The organism is Dorea longicatena (assembly GCF_024168045.1).
Classification (GTDB): Bacteria; Bacillota; Clostridia; order Lachnospirales; family Lachnospiraceae; genus Dorea_A.
In genome coordinates, this window is the sequence record NZ_CP100126.1 from 933,678 (window position 1) to 949,667 (window position 15,990).

General features: G+C 42.9%; 13 protein-coding genes. 11 read left to right on the plus strand and 2 right to left on the minus strand.

All coding sequences use genetic code 11. The features are described from left to right. Window positions 1-21: 21 nt before the first annotated feature. On the minus strand, window positions 22-465 hold the full coding sequence (locus NKF87_RS04480; protein WP_117597144.1) for a CYTH domain-containing protein: 444 nt from the start codon (window positions 463-465) through the stop codon (window positions 22-24). A 108-nt stretch (window positions 466-573) separates the two neighbouring features. Here NKF87_RS04480 and NKF87_RS04485 point away from each other — a divergent pair, with 108 nt between their 5' ends. The 10 genes from NKF87_RS04485 (at window position 574) to NKF87_RS04530 (ending at window position 13,266) form a co-directional block, all read left to right on the plus strand. Then, window positions 574-1,119, plus strand: coding sequence for a DJ-1 family glyoxalase III (locus NKF87_RS04485; RefSeq protein ID WP_181978310.1), 546 nt, complete (start codon window positions 574-576; stop codon window positions 1,117-1,119). 181 nt (window positions 1,120-1,300) lie between these two features. Beyond that, on the plus strand, window positions 1,301-2,587 hold the full coding sequence (gene tig, locus NKF87_RS04490; RefSeq protein ID WP_055281442.1) for a trigger factor: 1,287 nt from the start codon (window positions 1,301-1,303) through the stop codon (window positions 2,585-2,587). Window positions 2,588-2,628: 41 nt separating this feature from the next. Next, a complete protein-coding gene (gene clpP, locus NKF87_RS04495; protein WP_028088268.1) occupies window positions 2,629-3,210 on the plus strand; it encodes an ATP-dependent Clp endopeptidase proteolytic subunit ClpP in 582 nt (193 codons plus the stop codon). A gap of 26 nt (window positions 3,211-3,236) precedes the next feature. Further along, entirely contained in the window at window positions 3,237-4,496 is a 1,260-nt protein-coding gene (clpX, locus tag NKF87_RS04500) for an ATP-dependent Clp protease ATP-binding subunit ClpX (protein ID WP_117597148.1), read from the plus strand. Between the two features lie 92 nt (window positions 4,497-4,588). Then, complete coding sequence (lon, locus tag NKF87_RS04505; RefSeq protein WP_117597150.1) at window positions 4,589-6,919, plus strand: endopeptidase La; 2,331 nt, start codon at window positions 4,589-4,591, stop codon at window positions 6,917-6,919. A 46-nt stretch (window positions 6,920-6,965) separates the two neighbouring features. Then, window positions 6,966-7,571, plus strand: a complete 606-nt coding sequence (yihA, locus tag NKF87_RS04510) for a ribosome biogenesis GTP-binding protein YihA/YsxC (RefSeq protein WP_055281448.1) — start codon at window positions 6,966-6,968, stop codon at window positions 7,569-7,571. A gap of 158 nt (window positions 7,572-7,729) precedes the next feature. Next, window positions 7,730-8,638, plus strand: a complete 909-nt coding sequence (locus NKF87_RS04515; RefSeq protein ID WP_055281453.1) for a trans-4-hydroxy-L-proline dehydratase activase — start codon at window positions 7,730-7,732, stop codon at window positions 8,636-8,638. A 4-nt stretch (window positions 8,639-8,642) separates the two neighbouring features. Continuing rightward, entirely contained in the window at window positions 8,643-11,021 is a 2,379-nt protein-coding gene (gene hypD, locus NKF87_RS04520) for a trans-4-hydroxy-L-proline dehydratase (RefSeq protein ID WP_117597152.1), read from the plus strand. Window positions 11,022-11,218: 197 nt separating this feature from the next. Continuing rightward, a complete protein-coding gene (locus tag NKF87_RS04525) occupies window positions 11,219-11,995 on the plus strand; it encodes a hypothetical protein (RefSeq protein WP_055281456.1) in 777 nt (258 codons plus the stop codon). A gap of 23 nt (window positions 11,996-12,018) precedes the next feature. Then, window positions 12,019-13,266: a chloride channel protein gene (locus tag NKF87_RS04530; RefSeq protein WP_117597154.1), complete on the plus strand. Its 1,248-nt coding sequence runs from the start codon at window positions 12,019-12,021 to the stop codon at window positions 13,264-13,266. A gap of 69 nt (window positions 13,267-13,335) precedes the next feature. Here the strand turns inward: NKF87_RS04530 and NKF87_RS04535 are convergent, their stop codons facing one another. Continuing rightward, window positions 13,336-13,749 (minus strand): potassium channel family protein, encoded by a 414-nt coding sequence (locus tag NKF87_RS04535; protein ID WP_055281460.1) that lies wholly within the window; start codon window positions 13,747-13,749, stop codon window positions 13,336-13,338. A gap of 236 nt (window positions 13,750-13,985) precedes the next feature. On the opposite strand from NKF87_RS04535, the gene uvrB reads away from it, so the two are divergent. Continuing rightward, on the plus strand, window positions 13,986-15,974 hold the full coding sequence (gene uvrB / locus NKF87_RS04540) for an excinuclease ABC subunit UvrB (RefSeq protein ID WP_117597157.1): 1,989 nt from the start codon (window positions 13,986-13,988) through the stop codon (window positions 15,972-15,974). The last annotated feature ends 16 nt before the right edge of the window (window positions 15,975-15,990 follow it).

Below are 15,990 nucleotides of genomic sequence, written 5' to 3' on the forward strand. Positions count from 1 at the left end.
GGCGCGAGGATAAATATCAATTTATAAACGGCTCAGATAGCTGTTATGATATTTTCCGGAAAAAGTGACATCTTCGCCGAACCAGCCGGGAGCGGTGAAAGAATCTGCATCGTCTTCGGTTTGGAATTCTACTTCTACAAGCATAAGAGGAGCAAGATCGCCTTCAAAGATATCAAGCTCTGCGGTGAGGCCGGAAGAAAGCGGGATTACATACCGTTTCTTTTTGATCAGACGTCCATCGATCTTGCCAAGAAGATGATGATAGGATTCCCGGTCAAGAGGAAGGTTATATTCCTGACGGGACATCAGTCCGGCAGACTTGTAAGTGAGTTCGTACTTTTCATTATCACGACGGATACGTACAACAGGATTGGTGTTCAGATACCCCTGCTCGAGAAGGCGGCATGGGTAAGTTTCCAGCTGATCCGGCAGCTTTGCAACAAGATATTTTCGTTCTATTTCCATATTATAAGGTCTCCTTTCATTTGCGGTGAAATTATGATACAACAGTTTACAGAAAAAGTAAACGGTGATAGAATTTAGAATAAATAAGAGATGAGGAGGATAATGAAGATGAAAAAAGTATGCGTATTATTGGCAGACGGATTTGAAGAGATCGAAGGTCTGACTGTTGTTGATCTGTTAAGAAGAGCAAAGATATATGTAGATACAATTTCAATCATGGATGATTACATCGTACATGGAGCACATGGAATCAATGTGCAGACAGAAGATTTATTTGATGAAGTAGATTTTGATGAATTTGATATGGTTGTGCTTCCGGGCGGAATGCCGGGAACCCTGAACCTGAAAAACCATGACGGAGTCAGATATGTGGTAAAACAGTATGCAAAAGAAGGAAGATATGTGGGAGCGATCTGTGCAGCACCTACTATATTAAAGAGCCTGGGAGTACTGGAAGGCAGGAGGGCAACCTGTTATCCGAGTGTGGAAGATGAGATGGAAGATGTCGTGCTGACAGAGACAGCGGTTGTAGTAGATGAGAATATTATCACAAGTCAGGGTGTCGGTACCGCAATTGATTTTGGACTGAAATTGATCGAGATTCTGGATGGCGAAGAAAAAGCAAAGGAAATTGCAGATTCCATAGTCTTTTAATAGTTTTTCATAAAATTTAATAAAAATAGAGGAAAAAAGCGGAAAAACACCGGATTTAAGCAAAAACGGGGACTAGATATTTACCAGAGTTTGTGTTATACTTCTGTGGTGAATGTATTGTAGTATACCCGCTTTTTTTCCGCTACCCATGAGGCGGGTTAGAAACAGGAGGAAATAGTAAATGAGTTTACAGGTAGAAAAGTTAGAAAACAACATGGCGAAACTTACTATCGAAGTTCCGGCCGATGATTTAGAAAAAGCGCTTCAGAGTGCATATATGAAGCAGAAGAACAAGATCGCTATGCCGGGATTCCGTAAAGGAAAAGTACCACGTCAGATGATCGAGAAAATGTATGGACCGGAGATCTTCTACGATGATGCAGCAAATGCACTGATCCCTAAGGCATATTCTGAAGCATATGAAGAGTGTGAACTTGAGATTGTTTCAAGACCGGAGATCAACGTTGTTCAGATTGAAAAAGGAAAATCATTCATCTTTACAGCAGATGTTGCAACAAAGCCGGAAGTAAAACTTGGTGAGTATAAAGGACTGGAAGTAGATAAAGTATCTACACGCGTAACTCAGAAAGAAGTAGACGCTAAGATCCAGGAAGAAGCAGAGAAAAATGCAAGAGAAGTTGTAGTTACAGACCGTGCGGTAGCAGACGGTGATGAAGTAATTCTCGACTTTGAAGGATTTGTTGATGGTGAAGCATTTGAAGGCGGAAAGGGAGAGAACTATCCACTGACTATCGGATCAGGATCGTTCATTCCTGGATTTGAAGAGCAGTTAGTAGGCGCTGAAGCTGAGAAAGAAGTTGAAGTAAAAGTTACTTTCCCGGAAGATTATCATGCAGAAGAATTAAAAGGAAAAGAAGCTGTATTCAAATGCACAGTTCATGAGATCAAAGCAAAAGAACTGCCGGAAATTGATGATGAGTTCGCAGCAGAAGTATCTGAATTCGATACATTAGAAGAATACAAAGCAGACGTAAAAGCAAAGATCAAAGAGCAGAAAGCAGCAGACGGAAAGAGAAATCAGGAAGATCAGGCTGTAGAGCAGGCTGTTAAGAATGCAGAATACGAGATTCCACAGCCAATGATCGAGACACAGACAACTCAGATGGTAGAGGATTTTGCACAGAGAATCCAGTCTCAGGGAATCACTCTTGAGCAGTACTTCCAGTTCACAGGACTGACCGCAGAGAAGATGATGGAAGATATGAGACCACAGGCAATCAAGAGAATTGAGACACGTCTTGTACTTGAGGCGGTAGCAAAAGCTGAAAATATCGAAATCACAGATGAGAAGATCGATGAAGAACTTGCCAAGATGGCTGAATCTTACAACATGGAAGTTGAGAAACTGAAAGAATTCATGGGTGAGAACGAGAAGAAACAGATGAAGGAAGATCTGGCAGTTCAGGAAGCTGTTACATTCCTTGTTGAGAATGCAGTAGAAAAATAAGAACGTCAGATCATAACATAGTATAGTCAGGAGGCATATACATGAGTTTAGTACCTTATGTCATTGAACAGACAAGCCGTGGAGAACGTTCTTACGACATCTATTCAAGATTATTAAAAGACAGAATTATATTTTTGGGCGAAGAAGTAACAGATGTATCTGCAAGTGTGATCGTTGCACAGCTTCTGTTTCTTGAAGCAGAAGATCCGGAGAAAGATATCCATCTGTACATCAACAGTCCGGGAGGCTCTGTAACAGCCGGAATGGCAATTTATGATACCATGCAGTATATCAAATGCGATATTGAGACAATCTGTATTGGTATGGCTGCAAGTATGGGTTCATTCCTTCTTACAGGAGGAACAAAGGGCAAGAGACTTGCACTCCCAAACTCTGAGATCATGATCCATCAGCCGCTTGGCGGAGCTCAGGGACAGGCAACAGAGATTCAGATCGCAGCAGATCACATCTTAAAAACTCGTCAGAAACTGAATCAGATTCTGGCAGAAAATACAGGACAGCCGTTAGAGGTCATCAACGCAGATACAGAAAGAGATAACTTTATGACTGCGGAAGAAGCCAAAGCGTATGGTCTGATTGACGAAGTCATCAAGAACCGTTAGGGCAGTCCTCAGACGAGGTGAAAAGTATGGCAGGAAAGAACGATGATCAGGTAAGATGCTCGTTCTGTAACAAGACGCAGAATCAGGTGAGAAAGCTGATTGCAGGTCCGAATGGGGCATATATCTGTGATGAGTGTGTGGATGTCTGCGCAGAGATTATAGAAGAAGAATTTGAATACGAGAACGGAAGAGAATGGAATCCGTTCTCGGATATCAATCTTTTAAAACCGGAAGAGATCAAAGCATTTCTGGATGAATATGTCATTGGTCAGGAAGAAGCGAAAAAAGTATTATCGGTAGCTGTTTATAATCATTATAAACGTGTAATGGCGGGAAGAAATATGGGAGTAGACCTTGGTAAAAGTAATATTCTCATGCTCGGACCGACAGGATGTGGTAAGACGCTTTTGGCTCAGACACTGGCAAAGATTCTGGGAGTACCGTTTGCGATTGCTGATGCAACAGCATTGACAGAGGCCGGATATGTCGGTGAAGATGTAGAAAACATTCTTCTGAAGATCATTCAGGCGGCAGACGGAGATATTGAACGTGCAGAGTATGGAATTATATATATTGATGAGATTGATAAGATTACAAGAAAATCAGAGAATCCATCGATTACCAGAGATGTATCGGGTGAGGGTGTACAGCAGGCGCTTCTGAAGATTATTGAAGGAACAGTTGCCAATGTACCTCCACAGGGAGGAAGAAAGCATCCGCATCAGGAGATGATCCAGATCGATACCACGAATATTTTATTCATCTGCGGAGGAGCCTTTGAAGGAATCGAAAAAATCGTTGAAAAACGTATCGATCAGAAATCAATCGGATTCAATGCAGAGATTGCAGAAAAGCATGAAGATGATGTGGACAGACTGCTTCAGCAGATTCTGCCGCAGGATCTTGTGAAATTTGGTCTGATTCCGGAAATCGTAGGCCGTGTACCGGTAACAGTAGCATTGGAAATGCTGGATAAAGATGCATTAATGAAGATTCTTACAGAGCCGAAGAATGCATTGACTAAACAGTATCAGAAGCTGTTGGAACTGGACGATGTAGAGCTTACATTTGATGATAAAGCACTGGAAGCAATCGCAGAGACTTCCCTGAAGAGAAAGACGGGAGCAAGAGGACTGAGAGCGATTATGGAAAGTATCATGATGGATATCATGTATAAAGCACCATCGGATGAGACATTAAAATCATGCCACATCACAGAAGATGTTGTAAAAGGAACAGGAGAGCCTGTATGTGAACATGCAGAACCTGACTCAGAAAGTGCATAATAAATGAAAAGAAAGACGGCGGGTGCGAAGAATAATTGTACCCGCTGATTTTATACCAAGATAATCCAGTCGGTGAACAGGAGTGTGAATATATGACAGGAGAAACTTATAGTCTGCCTATGGTTGCCTTAAGAGGACTTACGATACTGCCGGAAGAGGTCAGACATTTTGATGTAAGCAGGGAAAAATCACTGCAGGCGATTGAAGAGGCGGTAAAAAACGGCCAGAAGTTATTCGTCAGCGCTCAGAAGGATCTGGAAATAGAAGAGCCGGGAGCAGAAGATGTCTATCTGGTTGGCTGTGTTGTTACCATAAGGCAGGTAGTAAAATTACCAAAAAAAATGAGCCGTGTACTTGTATCCGGAGAAGTAAGAGCAAGTCTTGTAAGAATGGATAGTGAGACACCATATCTCCAGGCAACGGTAGTAGAACTGCCGGATGATGAAGTGGTATCCGGAGAGCGGGAAGAAGACGATCCAATGAACCGAGAAGCAATGATCCGTGGATTACAGGATGTCTTCAAAGAATATCTGTTAAAGAATCCAAAGCTTTCAAAAGAACTTGGCATGCAGGTGGAATCCATTCATGATCTGAAATACCTGACAGATGTGATTGCTGCAAATATGCCGTTTTCATTCGAAGATGCGCAGGAACTGCTGGAAGAGACGAACGTTATGAGACGGTATGAACTTCTGGTATATAAGATCGTGAATGAGATCCAGGCACAGAAAGTAAAAGAAGAGATCCAAAGTAAGGTGAAAGAACGTGTGGACAAGAACCAGAGGGAATACATCCTACGGGAAGAACTGAAAGTAATCCGTGAGGAACTTGGTGATGACAATACCATGTCGGATGCGGATGAATTCCAGCAGGCGGCAGATGCATTGAAAGCTTCGAAAGAAGTAAAAGAAAAGCTGAACAAAGAAATCAAAAGATTCCGCAATTCCATGAATTCCCCGGCGGAAACAGGCGTTATCCGGACCTATATCGAAACAATGCTTGAAATGCCATGGGATAAAACTTGCAAAGAGCATAAAGATATTGCATTTGCAAGACAGGTACTGGATGAAGATCATTACGGTCTGGAGAAAGTAAAAGAACGAGTACTTGAATATCTTGCAGTACGGGCGCTTACGAAAAAAGGCGAAGCACCGATCATCTGTCTTGTGGGTCCTCCGGGAACCGGTAAAACTTCGATTGCGAAATCTCTTTCCAGGGCGTTGAAGAAGCCGTATGTGAGAATTTCGCTTGGAGGTGTCCGTGACGAAGCGGAAATCCGGGGGCACAGAAAGACTTATGTAGGAGCAATGCCGGGAAGAATCGCAAATGGAATGAAACAGGCAGGAGTCAAGAATCCACTGATGCTGCTGGATGAGATAGATAAAGTCAGCAATGACTATAAAGGAGATACATTCTCAGCACTTCTGGAGGTTCTGGATGGCGAACAGAATAATAAGTTCGTAGACCATTATCTGGAAGTGCCGATGGATCTGTCGGAAGTGTTATTTATCACAACGGCAAACAGCCTGCAGACCATTCCAAGGCCGCTTCTTGACCGTATGGAAGTCATTGAGGTTACCAGTTATACAGAAAATGAAAAACTGCATATTGCGCAGGAACATCTGATTCCAAAGCAGATCGAAAAGCATGGACTGAAAGCAGATCAGCTGACCATCAGTAAAAATGCGATCTGGAAGATGGCAAGAAATTACACAAAAGAAGCAGGGGTCAGACAGTTGGAACGTAAGATCGGTGATATCTGCCGTAAATCAGCAATGGAGATCCTTGAGAAAAAGAAGAAATCCATTCATGTGACAGAGCGGAATATGGAACACTATCTGGGTAAGGAACTTTACAGTTATCAGATGGCAAATGAAGAAGATGAAGTTGGTATTGTGCGTGGACTCGCATGGACTAGTGTCGGCGGTGATACACTCCAGATCGAAGTGAATATGATGCCGGGAGAAGGAGAAATCCTGCTGACCGGACAGCTTGGCGATGTCATGAAAGAGTCCGCGAGAACCGGTATCAGTTATATCCGTTCCGTAAGCAAAGAGCACGATATTACAGATGATTTCTTTAAGAAACATGATATACATATCCATATTCCGGAGGGAGCCGTTCCAAAAGACGGACCATCTGCCGGTATTACAATGGCAACTGCAATCATGTCTGCGGTGACAGGAAGAAAAGTACGGGCAGACCTCGCTATGACAGGAGAGATTACACTGCGCGGACGTGTACTCCCGATCGGAGGGCTGAAAGAAAAGCTTCTGGCTGCAAAAAATGCAGGAATGAAGACCGTACTTGTTCCGGCAAAAAATGAAAGAGATGTTGAGGAAATTTCAACAGAGATTACAAAGGGACTGGAAATTAAATTTGTAACACACATGAATGAGGTGCTGAAAGAAGCACTTGTATAGTCAGATCTTCTGGCACGGGTCAGGAGATGGATCAAAGGAGAAATATATGATAATCAGAAATATTAATCTGGAAACCGTATGTGGAATCACCAGCAAACTTCCGGAGAATACACTTCCGGAGATTGCATTTGCAGGAAAATCCAACGTAGGAAAGTCATCCCTGATCAATGCGCTTATGAACCGCAAATCATACGCAAGAATATCTGCAACACCGGGAAAGACACAGACGATCAACTTCTATAATATTAATGAGGCATTATATCTGGTCGACCTGCCGGGTTACGGATATGCGAAGGTATCCGAACAGGAGAAGATCAAATGGGGACAGCTGATCGAACGTTATCTGCACGGGTCGAAGCAGTTGAAAGTAGTATTCCTTCTGATCGATATCCGTCATAAACCATCCGGTAACGACAAGATGATGTATGAGTGGATCGTGTCACAGGGATTCCATCCGGTGATCATTGCAACAAAACTCGATAAGATCAAACGCAGCCAGAAAGACAAACAGATCAAGATTGTAAAAGAAGGTCTGGGAGTGTTACCGGGAACAATTGTCATCCCGTTCTCATCAGTGACGAAACAGGGACGTGATGAGATATGGGAGCTGGTGGAAAGAAATTATCTGAATACTCAGGAGAATGAAGAATAGACAGAATCCATTTCAGATGGTAATTAATGAGATAAAGTTTGTCAAAGGATTGACAAACTTTATCTTTTTTGTTATGATTAGACTAAAGTACAAACGTTGGTCTAAAACGGGTAAAAAATGTGAAAATAACAAGTATAATAAGAGGAAAGGAGAATATCATGGATCTGATAACCAATATCCAGAAGTATTCTATTCATGACGGGGACGGAATCCGTACGACTGTATTTTTTAAGGGATGTCCGTTAAAGTGTGTGTGGTGTCATAATCCTGAGACACAGCGCTTCGAGCAGGAAATTCAGTATGATGCGGAGAAATGTACCGGTTGCGGCGTATGCGCAAAAGTCTGTCCGAACGGCGCGGTCACCATGGAAGACGGAAGACCGAAGCTGGATAAAAAACTTTGTAAGCTCTGCGGAAAATGTGAGAATTTCTGTACACAGGGAATCCGGGAGATCGTTGGCCAGGAATATCCGGTAAAAACACTTGTAAAGGAACTGATGAAAGATCTGATGTTCTATGAACAGTCCGGCGGTGGAGTTACACTTTCCGGTGGTGAAGTGATGGCTATGTCTACAGATTATGTACTTGCGATCGCAAAAGCCTTGAAGAAAGAAGAAGTATCGCTTACAATTGATACATGCGGATATGTTCCGTATGAGAAGTTCGAAGCAATCCTTCCATATGTCGATACATTTTTATATGATGTAAAGGTAATGGATCCGGAATTACATAAGCAATATATCGGAGTAGACAATAAACTGATCTTAGATAATCTTGTAAAACTTTCAGATGCAGGAGCAAGGATATACATCCGCATCCCTACTGTTAAGGAAGTAAATGGAAACGAAGAGAATATGAAAGAGACGATCCGTTTCCTGAAAGAACACGGTATTCACCCGGCACAGGTTAATTTGCTGCCATATCATAATACGGGAAGCAGTAAATATCCGAAGCTGGATATGGAATATAAAGGTAATGACTTGAATGCACCGACAAAAGAAGAGATGGAGGGGTTTGTGAAACTCTTCCAGGAAGCAGGTTTTTCTAACACAAAGATAGGAGGTTAAAACAATGGCTGAAAAAAGAGGCATGAACGAAAGAATCCAGAAGTTAAGAGAACTGAGTGTTACAACACCGGTACACATCGATCTGGAAAGAGCAAAGATCGAAACAGATTTTTACAGAGAAAATGACGGAAAATATTCTATCCCGGTTATGAGAGCTATGGTGTTAAAAGAGTATTTTTCAAAGAAGACACTTTACCTTGGAGACGGTGAGCTGATCGTAGGAGAGAAGGGAAAAGATCCACAGGCATCTCCGACATTCCCGGAACTTTGCTGTCACAGCGTTGAGGATATGACAGTTATGAGTGAGCGTGATCTGGTATCCTTCCACACAACAGAAGAAGACAGAAAACTCCAGGCAGAAGAGATTATTCCGTTCTGGAAGGGAAGAACTATGAGAGAGAGACTTCTGGCTTCCATGACTCCGGAATGGAACGACTGTTATGCAGCAGGTATGTTCACAGAGTTTATGGAGCAGAGAGGACCTGGACATACATGTGGTGGAGAACAGGTATTTACAACAGGATATCTGGACTATAAAGAGAAGATCAAAAAGACAATGGATGCTCTTGATTTTATGAATGATCCGGATGCACTGGATAAAATGGAAGAGTTAAAGGCCATGGATATTTCCTGTGATGCAGTGATCATTCTTGGTGAGAGATATCATGACTTAGCATTGGAGATGGCAGAAAAAGAGGCTGATCCGGTACGTAAAGAAGAATTAAAACAGATCGCAGCCAATCTGGAGGTTGTACCTGCACATGCACCACAGACATACTGGCAGGCAATCCAGTTATACTGGTTTACACATCTGGCAGTTACAACAGAACTGAACCCATGGGATGCATTCAGCCCGGGACGTCTTGACCAGCATCTGATCAAATATTATGAAGCAGATACAGAAGCAGGAATTCTGGATGATGAGAGAGCCAAAGAACTGTTAGAGTGCTTATGGGTAAAATTCTACAATCAGCCTGCACCGGTTAAAGTAGGTATCACATTAAAAGAAAGTGCTACATACACAGACTTTGCAAATATCAATACAGGTGGAGTTACACCGGACGGACGTGATGGTGTCAATGCAGTCAGCTACCTGATCCTTGACTGTATGGACGAGATGAAGCTGGTTCAGCCAAACTCTAACGTAACGATCAGTAAGAAGACCCCTGCACGTTTCCTGAAGAGAGCATGCGAGATCTCAAGAAAGGGATGGGGACAGCCTGCGTTCTACAATACAGAAGCACAGACCATGGAGCTTATCAATGCAGGAAAATCACTGGAAGATGCACGTCGCGGCGGATCTTCAGGATGTGTTGAGACAGGAGCATGGGGAAGTGAAGCATACATCCTGACAGGATACCTGAATATTCCAAAAGTATTCCAGCTGACACTTTATAATGGATTTGACAAGGAATCCGGAAAACAGCTCGGCCTTAAGACCGGTGAAGCAAAAGATTTCAAGTCTTATGATGAATTATGGGATGCATTCCAGAAACAGCTGAAACATTTTATTGATATTAAGATTCGCGGAAACAATGTGATCGAGAAATTATATGCAGAGAATATGCCGGCACCTTGTCTGTCAGTGGTAACAAATGACTGCATCAGCAATGCAAAAGATTACAATGCAGGTGGAGCAAGATACAATACAAACTATATCCAGGGTGTAGGTATCGGAACAGTTACCGACTGTATCACATCTGTTAAGTATAATGTATTCGATAAGAAGAATTTCACAATGGAAGAGCTGCTTGAAGCTATGGATCATAACTTCGAAGGTTATGATGCAATCTTCCGTATGGTACATGACAAGACACCGAAGTATGGTAACGATGATGATTATGCAGATTCTGTTATGCAGGATGTATTCAACCTGTATCATGACCTGATCACAGGACGTCCGACCATGAGAGGTGGAAAATACGGAGTAGATATGCTTCCTACTACATGTCACGTATACTTCGGAGAAGTGATCGGAGCAACTGCAAACGGAAGAAAAGCGAATGTGCCTGTATCGGAAGGTATCTCACCAGAGAAGTCTGCTGATACAAACGGACCTACAGCTGTTATCAAGTCTTGCTCTAAGATGGATCATCTTGCAACAGCAGGAACACTTCTGAACCAGAAGTTTACGCCTGATGTTGTTGCCGGAGAAAAAGGTCTTGAGAATATGTCAAGCCTGATCCGCAGCTACTTTGCAATGGACGGACATCACATTCAGTTCAATGTCATCGACAGACAGACACTGATCGAAGCACAGAAACATCCGGATGATTACAGAGACCTGATCGTTCGTGTTGCCGGATACAGTGACTTCTTCCGTAACTTAAGCAAACCGTTACAGGATGAGATCATCAACCGTACAGAACAGTCATTTGAATAAAATGAAATCTGCAGGGTAAACCTGAAGATAATTAAAAAATAAAAAAGTCCTTAGGCAGGAATCGTGATGCCGGCTGTTGCCGGATGTATAAATTCTTGTTTAAGGACTTTTTTTAGGCTTGACAGCAAAAAATATGATATGATATCAGTAAACGTAGAAATACAGAAAAAAATTAAGAAAAGAGATGGAGAAAAGTTATGAATCTAAAAGGAGTGAATTTGAAAAAGAAAAGGACAAAAATTCAGATGGCGCTGACGGTTTTCGTTATACTGTCGGTAGTCAGACAGTTTTTCCTGGGAAATTACCACAATATGTTTCTGGGAATTCTGACCCTGTTTTTGTTCATGGTACCCGCTGTATTAGATCAGACACTGGGAGTAACGATTCCGGTAGGACTGGAGACGGTGATTCTGATTTTTATCTTTTCGGCAGAAATACTGGGAGAGATCAACGCATTTTATGTTAAGATTCCTGTTTGGGATACCATTTTACATACGACAAACGGTTTTCTTATGGCGGCAATTGGATTTGCACTGATCGACCTGTTTAACAGAAGTGACCGGTTCTCAATTAAGATGTCTCCGTATTTCGTGGCATTTTTTGCATTTTGTTTTTCGATGACAGTCGGTGTATTGTGGGAGTTCTTTGAATTTTCAATGGACTGGTTCTTCGGACTGGATATGCAGAAAGACTGGATCCTTCCATCGATCAGCTCTGTGAAACTCAACCCGACAGGTGCAAATGTCCCGGTGCATGTGGACATCCAGTCAGTGGTGATCAATGGCGAAAAATGGAATCTGGGTGGATATCTGGATATCGGAATAGTGGATACGATGAAAGATCTGATGGTGAATTTTATCGGAGCGGTGGTGTTCTCGATCATCGGAATTCTATATCTGAAGCACCGCGGCAAAGGAAAGCTTGCGGCATCACTGATCCCGCAGGTAAGAGATGAGAAGGAGCAGAAGCGATAAAAAGAACCGGATAAGAGTGGATTATGGAAAAGAATATACAGAAGATCAAAATAAAGAACCAATTGGAATTATGGGCATTCTGTGCGGTCATAGGAACTGTGGCGGGAGCTTTGGTCTGGGCATTGCTGAAGATCATGGCATCAGGAACAGAAATAATATGGGAGTGGATACCGGAAAGAATCCATATTTCGTATTATACAGTGCTCGTGTGTACTGTGGGCGGAGCCATTATCGGGATATTTCGAAAGTTATACGGGGATTATCCGGAAGATATGGAAACCGTCATGGGAAAAGTAAAGAAAGAAAAAAGATACGAATATAAAAATATGCTGGTCATGATGATCGCAGCACTGCTGCCGCTTCTGATCGGAAGCAGTGTAGGTCCTGAGGCAGGACTTACCGGGATTATCGTAGGATTATGTTACTGGGCAGGAGAGAATCTGAAATTTGCAAAACAGCATACAAAGGAATATTCACAGATCGGCGCAGCCGTTTCCCTTAGTGTGTTATTTCATGCACCGTTATTTGGAATCTTTGAGGTGGAAGAAGATCCGGATATGCAGATGGCAGAGCTTGGAAAAGGATCCAAGATCTTCATATATGGAATTGCACTTGCAGCCGGAACAGGAAGTTATGCGGGACTTTCCGCTTTGCTGGGCGGAGGAATGTCCGGTTTTCCGTCATTTGATGCAGTTGCGGTACAGAGAATCGATTATGTGATGATGCTTGTGTATATGTTCTGTGGATGTGTACTTGCATATTTTTATGAGACGACACATACGGTAACCGGAATCATTGCCGGAAAAATTCCGGGTGTCGTAAAAGAAATTCTGGCGGGGTTATGTCTGGGTGTGATCGGAATGTTGATACCGGCAGTGATGTTTTCGGGAGAAGAGCAGATGGGTGTCCTTATGAAAGAGTATGCCGGTTATATGGCGATAGCATTGATCGGCGCAGCATTTCTGAAAATCATATTGACAAATCTCTGTATCCAGTTTGGATTAAAAGGAGGGCATTTTTTCCCGGTTATTTTTGCAGGAGTATGTCTGGGATACGGACTTGCGATGCTGTTCTTCGGACAGCAGGGGGACAGTCATGTTGTATTTGCGGCGGCGATTGTAACATCGACACTTCTAGGCGGTATCATGAAGAAGCCGCTGGCGGTGACCATGCTTTTGTTCCTGTGTTTTCCGGTGAAGATGTTTATATGGATATTTATTGCAGCAGCAGTAGGAAGTAAATGTGTGAAGAAGATGGGAAAAGAAGTATAGTGAAAATACCCGTTATCAGTATGTATTTCGATGATGCAAACAGGAATACATATTGACAGCGGGTATTTTTTAACGGAATTTGCGGACTTTCTGCGAGATATGTTCCAGTTCCTCTTTCGAAAGCTCCGGGAGCCGTTCCAACTTATCCATGAACATAGCAAGTGTTTCCTTTTGCTGCATTTCAACCAGTTGTGTGTAGAAGTTTACGACAACACCTGTGACGATCGCAACGACAAAAATAGTGTAAATCGTGAGCAGGACGGAACAGATCTTTCCAATCAGTGTGACGGTAACAATGTCTCCAAATCCGGCGGTAGAGATGACGGCGTAACAATACCACAGCGCATCACCATAGCGGTGGATATCCGGTTCGACAAGCCGGATAACGGCGGCATCGGCCAGGAGGAAGAGGACAAAACCTAAAAGAATATGATCTGCCCGTGTACGTTTTAAAATTCCCCATAAGATTCTGAGTTTTTTCATAATCTGCTTCTCCTTGTATCCGTGTAAAAACTGATTTAAGTATATCATGAAATGCGTAAAAGTGTTCGGCATTTTTGATAATAAAATAAAAGTAATAAAAAAGCATAGAACAAACATTCGGTTTAGTTCTGTACTTTTTTTCTCCTGAATGATATACTATACAAGTAACAATACTAAAAATACAACTACTATTTCTAAAATATCACCGTCAGACAGAGCGGCTTAGGAGAAATCATATGGATCATTTTGAATTAATATCACAATACAAGCCGACCGGTGACCAGCCGCAGGCAATCGAGGATCTGGTCAAAGGCTTTAAAGAAGGAAATCAGTGCCAGACACTGCTTGGTGTCACCGGATCTGGTAAGACATTTACGATGGCGAATGTTATTCAGCAGATCAATAAACCGACGCTTGTCATTGCGCATAATAAGACTCTGGCTGCGCAGCTATATGGAGAATTTAAAGAGTTTTTCCCGAATAACGCAGTGGAATATTTTGTCTCCTACTACGATTACTACCAGCCGGAGGCTTATGTCCCATCTTCAGACACCTACATTGCGAAGGATTCCTCCGTAAATGAAGAGATTGATAAGCTGAGATTATCGGCAACGGCAGCATTGATCGAGCGCAGGGATGTGATCGTAATTGCCAGCGTTTCCTGCATCTATGGTCTTGGTGAACCGGAAAACTTTGAACAGATGATGGTATCGCTCCGACCGGGGATGGAGAAGGACAGAGATGAAGTCTTGCGCCAGCTGATAGATATTCAATATGACAGAAATGATATGGATTTCAAGCGGGGAACATTCCGTGTACGAGGCGATACTGTAGAAGTTGTACCGGCAGACCGGGGCGATACAGCTATCCGGGTGGAATTCTTCGGAGATGAGATTGACCGGATTTCAGAGATAGACATGCTTACCGGAGAGATTAAAAATACATTGAATCATATTGCGATATTCCCGGCTTCCCATTACGTTGTACCAAAGGAGCGTATGGAGAAAGCAATAAAAAATATTGAGATTGAACTGGAAGAACAGGTGAAATATTTCAAAGAAGAAGGGAAGCTTCTGGAAGCACAGAGAATTGCGGAACGAACGAATTTTGATATAGAAATGATGCGCGAGACCGGATTCTGTTCAGGGATTGAGAACTACTCCAGGCATCTGGCAGGACTTGCTCCGGGGCAGCCGCCGAATACATTGATGGATTATTTCCCGGATGATTTTATCATAATGATCGATGAGTCGCACAAGACGGTTCCGCAGATTGGCGGTATGTATCACGGCGATCAGTCGAGAAAGCGTACACTGGTAGAGTATGGATTCCGTCTGCCATCGGCACTGGACAACCGTCCGCTTAGTTTTGAGGAATTTGAAAATAAGATCGATCAGGTCATGTTCGTGTCTGCAACACCGGGGAAATATGAAGAAGAGCATGAACTTTTGAGAGCCGAGCAGGTGATCCGGCCGACCGGACTTCTGGATCCGGAAGTAGAAGTGCGGCCGGTAGAAGGACAGATCGATGATCTGATCGGAGAAGTGAATAAAGAGATTGCCAATAAACACAAAATACTGATAACAACGCTGACCAAGCGTATGGCAGAAGATCTTACCGACTATATGCGTGAGCTGGGAATCCGCGTGCGCTATCTGCATTCGGATATTGACACGCTGGAACGTACAGAGATCGTGAGAGATATGCGCCTGGACGTATTCGATGTTCTGGTCGGCATTAATCTTCTGCGGGAAGGACTGGATATTCCGGAGATCACATTGGTTGCGATTCTGGACGCGGATAAAGAAGGATTTTTGCGTTCCGAGACGTCTCTGATCCAGACGATCGGCCGTGCGGCCCGTAATGCAGAAGGGCATGTTATCATGTACGCAGATACGATCACAGATTCCATGCGTGCAGCACTGGATGAGACGCAGAGAAGACGTGAAGTGCAGATGGCATATAATGAAGAACATGGTATTACACCGAAGACGATCCAGAAAGCAGTCAGAGATCTGATCTCAGTATCCCGGAAAGTGGCGGCTTCTGAATTACAGATGGAAAAAGATCCGGAATCCATGAGTGAGAAAGAATTAGAGAAGCTGATCAAAGAGCTGGAGAAGCAGATGAAGAAAGCTGCGGCAGATCTGAATTTTGAGGCGGCAGCAGAACTCAGGGATAAGTTAATAGAGCTTAAGAAGACATTGCAGGAAATAAAGATATAGAAAAAGGAGATCATAG

Excerpts from the sequence above, each read along its gene's own strand:
- NKF87_RS04480 (WP_117597144.1), bottom strand. The coding sequence starts at position 465 with ATGGAAATAGAACGAAAATATCTTGTTGCAAAGCTGCCGGATCAGCTG.
- NKF87_RS04485 (WP_181978310.1), top strand. The coding sequence starts at position 574 with ATGAAAAAAGTATGCGTATTATTGGCAGACGGATTTGAAGAGATCGAA.
- tig (WP_055281442.1), top strand. The coding sequence starts at position 1,301 with ATGAGTTTACAGGTAGAAAAGTTAGAAAACAACATGGCGAAACTTACT.
- clpP (WP_028088268.1), top strand. The coding sequence starts at position 2,629 with ATGAGTTTAGTACCTTATGTCATTGAACAGACAAGCCGTGGAGAACGT.
- clpX (WP_117597148.1), top strand. The coding sequence starts at position 3,237 with ATGGCAGGAAAGAACGATGATCAGGTAAGATGCTCGTTCTGTAACAAG.
- lon (WP_117597150.1), top strand. The coding sequence starts at position 4,589 with ATGACAGGAGAAACTTATAGTCTGCCTATGGTTGCCTTAAGAGGACTT.
- yihA (WP_055281448.1), top strand. The coding sequence starts at position 6,966 with ATGATAATCAGAAATATTAATCTGGAAACCGTATGTGGAATCACCAGC.
- NKF87_RS04515 (WP_055281453.1), top strand. The coding sequence starts at position 7,730 with ATGGATCTGATAACCAATATCCAGAAGTATTCTATTCATGACGGGGAC.
- hypD (WP_117597152.1), top strand. The coding sequence starts at position 8,643 with ATGGCTGAAAAAAGAGGCATGAACGAAAGAATCCAGAAGTTAAGAGAA.
- NKF87_RS04525 (WP_055281456.1), top strand. The coding sequence starts at position 11,219 with ATGAATCTAAAAGGAGTGAATTTGAAAAAGAAAAGGACAAAAATTCAG.
- NKF87_RS04530 (WP_117597154.1), top strand. The coding sequence starts at position 12,019 with ATGGAAAAGAATATACAGAAGATCAAAATAAAGAACCAATTGGAATTA.
- NKF87_RS04535 (WP_055281460.1), bottom strand. The coding sequence starts at position 13,749 with ATGAAAAAACTCAGAATCTTATGGGGAATTTTAAAACGTACACGGGCA.
- uvrB (WP_117597157.1), top strand. The coding sequence starts at position 13,986 with ATGGATCATTTTGAATTAATATCACAATACAAGCCGACCGGTGACCAG.